Genomic DNA, 7,214 nt, shown 5'->3' on the forward strand with positions numbered 1-7,214 from the left:
GGAAGGCGGGTGGCGGGCTGGGCCCGCGGTGGCAAGGGGGGAACCTGGACAGCGTAGCAGCCGGGCGGCATGCCGCCCGGGGACGGTTCCGGTCACCTTGACCGGGGTCAAGGCGGAATCTGCGATTCTACCGGGCGCGGCCCCCGGCCCGGCAAAGGCCCACGGGGCGTGGGCTCAGTCCATGGACAGGGCCTGCGCCGCCCCGTCGAGGGCCGGGGAGACCGGGCTGTGGATCACCCAGGTCGGGACCTGGGCCAGGTAGACGGCGAAGCGGCCCTTGGCCTCGAAGCGGGCGCGGAACGGCGAGGCGTCGAAGCGCTCGCCCAGGCGCGGCACGATGCCGCCGCCGATGTAGACGCCGCCGCGCGCGCCCAGCGTGAGCGCCAGGTCGCCGGCGACCGCGCCGAGGAAGCCGCAGAACAGGTCCTGCGCCTCGGCGGCGCGCGACTGCGGGTGCTCCGCGGCCCGGGCCAGCACCTCGGCGGGCGCGGTGATCTCGCGGCCCTGCAGGCCATCGACCTCGCTGAGGGCGTGGTACAGGTCCACCAGGCCGGCGCCCGAGAGCACGCGCTCGGCCGAGACATGGCCGTAGCGCCGGCGCAGGCACTCGATGACGGCGAACTCGCGGGCATTGCCCGCGGGCAGGGTGACATGGCCGCCCTCGCCGGCGATCGGCAGGTAGTGCGCGCCGGCGGGCAGCAGGCCCGAGACGCCCAGGCCGGTGCCCGGGCCGATCAGGCCGATGGCCGCGCCCGCCACCGCCTCGCCGGGGCCGACCTGGCGCTTCTGCGCCGGCTGCAGCCGCGGCAGGGCCAGGGCCAGGGCGGTGAAGTCGTTGACCACCAGCATCCGCGCGGCGCCCAGCGCCTCGCGCAGCTCGCCGATGGAGAAGGCCCAGTGGTGGTTGGTCATGTGCACCCGGTCGCCGGTGACCGGGTTGGCGATGCCGATGGCCACGCTCGCCGGCGCGGGCAGGCCCTGGTCCGCCAGGTAGGTGCGGATCGCCGCCAGCAGCGAGGCATGTTCGGCGCAGGGCAGGACCTGCACCCGGGTGATCGGCGCCGAGGCGTCGGCCTGCCAGCCGAAGCGGGCGTTGGTGCCGCCGACGTCGCCGAGCAGGCGCGGGCCGGCCGCCGCCGCGGCGGCCGTGCCCGGCGCGCGGGACTCAAACATCGCGGGCCGCCGCCAGCGCGGCGGGTTGCGCCGCGGGCTGCGCGCTGCGCACGCGCAGCGCCAGGCCGGCGGCGATCACCAGGAACACGCCCGACAGGCGCAGCACGTTGCGCGGGTCGCCGCCCAGGAGGCTGTCGTAGATCAGGGGCAGGGTGACCATCTGGATGATCATGGGCAGCACGATGAACATGTTGAAGATGCCCATGTACACCCCCACCCGGTCGGGCGGGATGCTGCCGGCGAGCAGCACGTAGGGGTTGCCCATGATGCTGGCCCAGGCCAGGCCCACGCCCAGCATCGGGATGAACAGCAGCCACTTGTCCTGGATCGCGGGCAGCGACCACATGCCGATGCCGGCCAGCACCAGGCAGGCCGCATGCACCTTGGCCGCGCCCAGGCGGCGGGTGAAGGCCACCATGGGGAAGGCCACCAGGAAGGCCACGAAGTTGTAGAAGCCGCCGATCTGGCCATTGAGCAGCCCGGCGTCGCGCACCGCCTGCGTGGGCTCCAGGCCGCCGAACACCGAGCGCGCGAGGCTGGGGACCACGTAGATCCAGTAGGCCATCATCGCGTACCACTGGAACAGCTTCATCCACCACAGCTGGCGCATGGTGGCGGGCATGTCGCGGATGGCGTCGCGGATCTCCGCCAGCGTCGCGCCGATGCCGCGCGGCCGCGCCTCGAGCGCGGCGCGCTCCTCGGGCGGCATGGGCAGCTCGGGCACCCGGCGGATCGACCAGTACACGGTGGTGATGGAGCACACCGCGCCAATCATGAACGCGATCACCGTGATGTGGGGGATGTTGCTGCTGTTGACGGCGTCCTTGTTGAACCCGGCCAGCACCAGCAGGGTCGGCGTGAGGTAGGCCAGGGTCTGCGCCAGCCCGGTGAAGGCGCTCTGCGTGAGGAAGCCCAGCGAGTGCTGCTTCGCATCGAGACGGTCGCTGATGTAGGCGCGGTACGGCTCCATGGTCACGTTGTTCGCCGCGTCCAGGATCCACAGCAGGCTGGCCGCGAACCACAGCGCCGGGCTGAACGGCATGACCAGCAGGCACAGGCTGCAGATCAGGGCGCCGATCAGGAAGTAGGGCGTGCGCCGGCCCCACCGGCTGGTGGTGCGGTCGCTCATGGCACCGATGATGGGTTGCACCAGCAGGCCGGTGACGGGCCCGGCCAGCCACAGCAGCGGCAGCTTGGACTCGTCGGCGCCGAGGAACTGGTAGATCGGGCTCATGTTGGCCTGCTGCAGGCCGAAGCTGTACTGGATCCCGAAGAACCCCAGGTTCATGTTCAGGATCTGCCAGAACGACAGGTGGGGCTTGGCGAAGCTCACGGGGTCTCCTTCTTCAGCAGCCAGAGGCTGCCATGGGGCTGCAGCACCGTCCGGGCCGGCAGGGCGGCCTGGCCGGACAGCAGCTCGTGCCAGCCCCCGGCATGGCCGGTCAGCGCGGCGAGGTCGATGGCGCGGGGCGTACGCGAGAAGTTGAACAGGGCCACCGCCTGGTCGCCGCGGCGCAGGGCCAGCACGGCGCCGTCGCCGGCGTCCAGCCGCTGCAGCGGGCGCGCCGCCAGCGCGGGCTGCTCGCGACGCAGCGTGGCCATGCGGCGCAGCGAGGCCAGCACGCGGCCGCCGGGCGTGGCCGGGTCCTGCGCGGCGCGCAGGGCGGCCTCGTCGAAGCCGGGGCGGTGCAGCTCGCGGCCGTCGTTGCCGGCGGCCAGGCGGCGGGCCACCTCGTCGTCGGCCACGTTGGCCTGCGCGAACTCGTCGCCCATGTACAGCAGCGGCAGGTCGCCGGCGAAATAGGACAGCGACTGCAGCAGCAGCATGCGGTCGACCGCGGCCTGCGCCTCGGCGGGCGTGGCGGCGCACTCCAGGCCCGCGAGTGCCGAGAGCATGCCGTTGGTGCCGTGCACCGGGCGGGTGGGGCTGGTCTGGAACGAGGCGCCGCGGGCGTAGCTGCCCGGCGTGCGGCCGGCGTAGAACTCGGAGACCTGCAGCAGCACGGCGTCGCCGGACAGGCCGGCGTCGGCCAGCTCGGGGCGCAGCACGTTCCAGCCGATGTCGTCGTGGCAACGCACGTACGTCATCCAGCCGGCGCCCGCCGGCAGCGGCGGCGTGCCGGCCAGCACCGCGCCGGGCACCTGCGCGCTTTCCTGCGCCAGGCCGGCCCAGGCCGCGGCCATCAGGCTGGAGTGGTAGGCCACGTGGCACTCGGGCGCGGGGCGCTCGCCCAGGCCGAAGTAGGGCGGCAGGTCGCGCGTGGGCATGATGGCCTCGGCCTTCATCAGCACGCCGGGCGCGGCGATGTCGGCCAGCGCGCGCAGTGCCTGCAGGATGTCGTGCACCTCGGGCTGGTTCAGGCCGTCGGTGCCCTCGCGCTTCCAGAGGTAGCCGGTGGAGTCGAGGCGGAAGGCCTCGACGCCCTGGTTGGCCAGGCCCAGCAGGGCCATCGCGATCTCGGTGAAGACCTCGGGGTTGGCCCAGTTCAGGTCCCACTGGTAGGGGTAGAAGGTGGTGCGCACCCAGGCGCCGCGGGCCTCGATGCGGGTGAAGTTGCCGGGGGCGGTGTCGGGGAAGACCTGCGGCAGGTGGCGCTCCCAGCGCGCCACGTCGTCGGCGGTGGGCAGCCAGTGGAAGAAGCCGGCCAGGCGCTCGTCGCCGGCCAGCGCGCCGCGCGCCCAGGCGTGGTCGTGCGAGACGTGATTGAGCACCATGTCGCTGCACAGGCTGATGCCGGCCTCGCGCAGCTGCGTGGTCAGGCCGGCCAGGTCGCTCCAGGTGCCCAGGGCGGGGTCGACGTCGTCGAAGCTCGCCACGGCGAAGCCGCCGTCGTTGGGGGGCGTGCCGGGACGCAGGAAGGGCAGCAGGTGCAGGTAGGACACGCCCAGGGCCTGCAGGTGGGGAATGCGCTGCGCGACGCCGCGCAGCGAGCCGCCGAACTTGTCGGCATAGGCGCAATAGCCGACGCCGCCGCGGCGGAACCAGTCGGGGTCCTGCTCGCGGGCGAGGTCGAGCCGCCACAGGGCGGCGGGCCGGCGCATCGCGGCGGCCAGGGTGTTCTGGACCAGGGCTTCGAACCAGGCGTCGAAGCGCGGGTGGGTGCCATACAGGCGTGCCAGGCGCTCGCGCAGCAGCGCGCGCCGTGCGGACAGCCGTGCCTGCAGCACCGGCTGGCGTTCATCGTGGACGTTCGGGGCCATGGGGGCGCCCAGTTCGGGAATCGGGTTCAAGTGGGGATTCCGTTCGGGAAGCAGGGCCGGCCCGCTTGCGCGGACCGGCCCCGGGACAGGACAAGGCGTGCTTAGAAGTCGTACTTCAGGCTGACCTTGCCGGAGCGGCCGTTGAAGGCGCGGGCGGCGTGGCCGTCACCCTCGACTTCGGTGTAGGCCAGCTTGTTGAACGCATTGTTCACGCTGACCGAGGCGGTCAGGTTCTTCGCGACCTGGTAGCTGGCGAACAGGTTGGTGATCACGTAGGAGTTCATGGTGATCGTGTTGGCGTCGTCGCCGTAGGACTTGCCCGAGCCGATCAGCATGGCGCCGACCTGGACGTCGCCCAGGGTGTAGGACGGAGCGATCGAGTACACGGTCTTGGCCTGGCGGCGCGGGGTCTTGCCCACTTCGGAGGGGCTCAGCGACTTGGTGATCTCGGCATCGGTCAGGGTCACGCCGCCGTTGATGCGGAAGGCGCCCATGCGGTAGCCGGCTTCCAGCTCCAGGCCCTGGGCCTTGTAGCTGTTGGTCGTGAACTTCTGGGTGGTCGCCTCGAAGTTGCTCTCGTCGGTCTTGGCGAAGAACAGCGTGCCGAACAGGCTCAGGTTGCCCTGGCGGTGCTTCACGCCCACTTCCTGCTGCTGCAGGCGGTTGAACGAGGTGGGCTTGGTGCCGTTGAGGGCGCCCTTGGTGCCATACAGCAGGCGGTCGGCCGAGAAGTTGTAGCCATCGCTCACGCGGGCGTAGACGGCGGTGTCACGGGTGATCGCGTAGTTGGCGCCGATCGAGGTGGCGTTCTTCGAGATCTTGTAGTTCACCGTGTCGGCGGAGGCCGGGTTCCAGCTGCCGGCCGACAGGTCGGTGGCGTTGGTCACCGAGGTGCCGTTGAACGTCTGGCCCGAGGCCTTCATGCTGTTCTGGCGGATGCTGGCGTCGATGCTCAGGGGACCCTTGTCCCAGCTCACCGCGGCGTAGGGCGCGGTCACGCTGTAGCGGACGTCATAGGTGCGCGAGCAGCAGCCGCCCCAGGTGGCCCAGCCGGTGGAGGTCGGGGTCGCGGAGTAGGCGCCGGAGGCGTAGTTGATGCTGTACTGGTTCCAGAACCAGGTCTGGGCCACGTTCTGGGTGCCGGAGAACACGCCGCCGGTGAACAGGGCCTTGCCGCCGCTGAGGTCGAAGGACTTGGACAGCTTCACGTCGTTGAACATGTTGTCCATGTTGTCCAGCGACGTGTTGAACATCGTGCCGGTGAAGTTCGCGGCCGTGCCGTTGTTGCCGTTGTCGGCCGGGAACAGCGCGATGAAGCGGCCCGAGTTCGAGCTCTTGCGGAACTTCTCCTCCAGGACCCAGCCGCCGTCCAGGTTGAACTTGGCTTCGGCGCCGATGGCGGTGCTGGTCACGTGCAGGCCGTTGGCCGGGTTGGACGCGACGCGGTTGCCGGAGGCGTCGATGGTGACGTCGCGGGTCAGGGTCGGGTTGATGAAGAAGGCCTTGCGCGGGTCGATGCCGGCGACGGTCTGGATCTGGCCGTTCACCAGCTTGGTCGGCACGGGCATGAACGACGGGGTCTTGTCGTCCAGGTGCTTGAAGTTCAGGCGCACGTAGGAGCCGCCGCCCAGTTCCTTGGTCAGGCTGGCCTTGACCTGGCCGCCGTCCTCGACGGTCTGGCCGTTGCCGCGCGCGCCGCCCTCGCCCTGGCGCACGAAGCCGCCGATGTTGACGTAGGTGTCCTTGGCGACCTGGGTGCCCAGGTTGAAGTCATAGCGGTTCAGGCGCGAGCCCAGGCCGACGGTCACGCCGACGGAGTTGCTGGCGTCCTTGCCGGACTTGCTCACGAAGTTCACCACGCCGCCGGGGGAGTTGGAGACCATGGTGGAGGCGCTGCCGCCACGCACCACTTCCACGCGGTCGGTGGTGTAGTCGGCGCGCAGGAACTGGTCGGCGGTGCCGAAGGCGATGTCGCCGAACAGCAGGACCGGCAGGCCGTCTTCCTGGAACTGGACATAGCGGCTGCCGCCGGCGGACACGGGCGCGCCGCGCACGGTCACGTTGGCATTGCCCTCGCCGCCGGAGGACTCGGCGCGCACGCCGGGCACGGAGCGCAGGATTTCAGCGGCGTTCGTCGCGCCGCCGCGGACGATCGCTTCCTCGCCGACCGAGCTGACGGAGTCGCTCGAGCGCATCTTCGAGCGGGCGGCCGGCGAAGCGGTCACCACGACTTCGTCGAGGTTCAGGGTCTGGGCGTTGGCAGCGCCGATCTGCAGGGCCGCCAGCGTCGCGGCCAGGGCGACCTGGCTCGGGCGGATATGGAAACGTTGGGTCTTCAAGGAAGTCTCCTCTCTAGGTTTCGAAAAACATGTCGTCTCATGCAGGGGCTGCCCTGCCGTCGTGCATGCAGGTGCGATTCTGTTGTGTCTGCAAACGTTTGCAAAGTGTTTGCAGCCCGAAATCGGGTGCGCCGCAACGGATCGACGGGTTGAATCCCGCCCTGCGGGGGTCTCTCTCCAGAGGGGAAAACCTCGAAAGTTGGCTCGCTCTAGCGCTTCTCATTAGGACTTTCCCTAGTGTGAAAGGGCAGCAACAAGTCGCTGAACGCACTTTTTCAATGTGGAATCGCAGGGCAGGGTTTCACCTGATCCGCAGGTGTGGGCGCAAAAAGTAGCATTGCAATCGTTTTCAAAACCTGCACATGACGACGATGGACTACGCCAGCAGCCAACGCAAACCCAGCAAGCACCTGGTCGGCTTCGCCGCGGTGGTGGTGCTGCATGCCCTGCTGTTCTGGGCGATCAACTCCGGCCTGGCCCGAGCCTTCGTCAAGAAGCTCA

4 protein-coding genes are annotated in these 7,214 nt (G+C 70.2%); all 4 read right to left on the reverse strand.

Annotated elements, in window-relative coordinates:
• Positions 1-174: 174 nt before the first annotated feature.
• The 4 genes from ACFQZY_RS13960 to ACFQZY_RS13975 all read right to left on the reverse strand — a co-directional run bounded on the left by ACFQZY_RS13960 (position 175) and on the right by ACFQZY_RS13975 (position 6,713).
• Positions 175-1,173 (reverse strand): glucokinase, encoded by a 999-nt coding sequence (locus tag ACFQZY_RS13960; RefSeq protein WP_377416772.1) that lies wholly within the window; start codon positions 1,171-1,173, stop codon positions 175-177.
• Positions 1,166-2,506 (reverse strand): MFS transporter, encoded by a 1,341-nt coding sequence (locus ACFQZY_RS13965; RefSeq protein WP_377416774.1) that lies wholly within the window; start codon positions 2,504-2,506, stop codon positions 1,166-1,168. Before ACFQZY_RS13965 ends, ACFQZY_RS13960 begins: the two co-directional genes overlap by 8 nt.
• Positions 2,503-4,404, reverse strand: coding sequence for an alpha-amylase family glycosyl hydrolase (locus ACFQZY_RS13970; RefSeq protein WP_377416776.1), 1,902 nt, complete (start codon positions 4,402-4,404; stop codon positions 2,503-2,505). The genes ACFQZY_RS13965 and ACFQZY_RS13970 overlap by 4 nt, the downstream gene beginning before the upstream one ends.
• 71 nt (positions 4,405-4,475) lie before the next feature.
• Positions 4,476-6,713: a TonB-dependent receptor gene (locus ACFQZY_RS13975; RefSeq protein WP_377416778.1), complete on the reverse strand. Its 2,238-nt coding sequence runs from the start codon at positions 6,711-6,713 to the stop codon at positions 4,476-4,478.
• Positions 6,714-7,214: the final 501 nt, after the last annotated feature.

The sequence above is a fragment of the Ramlibacter sp. GCM10027632 genome, from assembly GCF_042675325.1.
GTDB lineage: Bacteria > Pseudomonadota > Gammaproteobacteria > Burkholderiales > Burkholderiaceae_C > Ramlibacter.

What these genes read in the sequence shown, in the direction of transcription:
- ACFQZY_RS13960 (WP_377416772.1), bottom strand. Translation starts at nt 1,173, where the DNA reads ATGTTTGAGTCCCGCGCGCCGGGCACGGCCGCCGCGGCGGCGGCCGGC.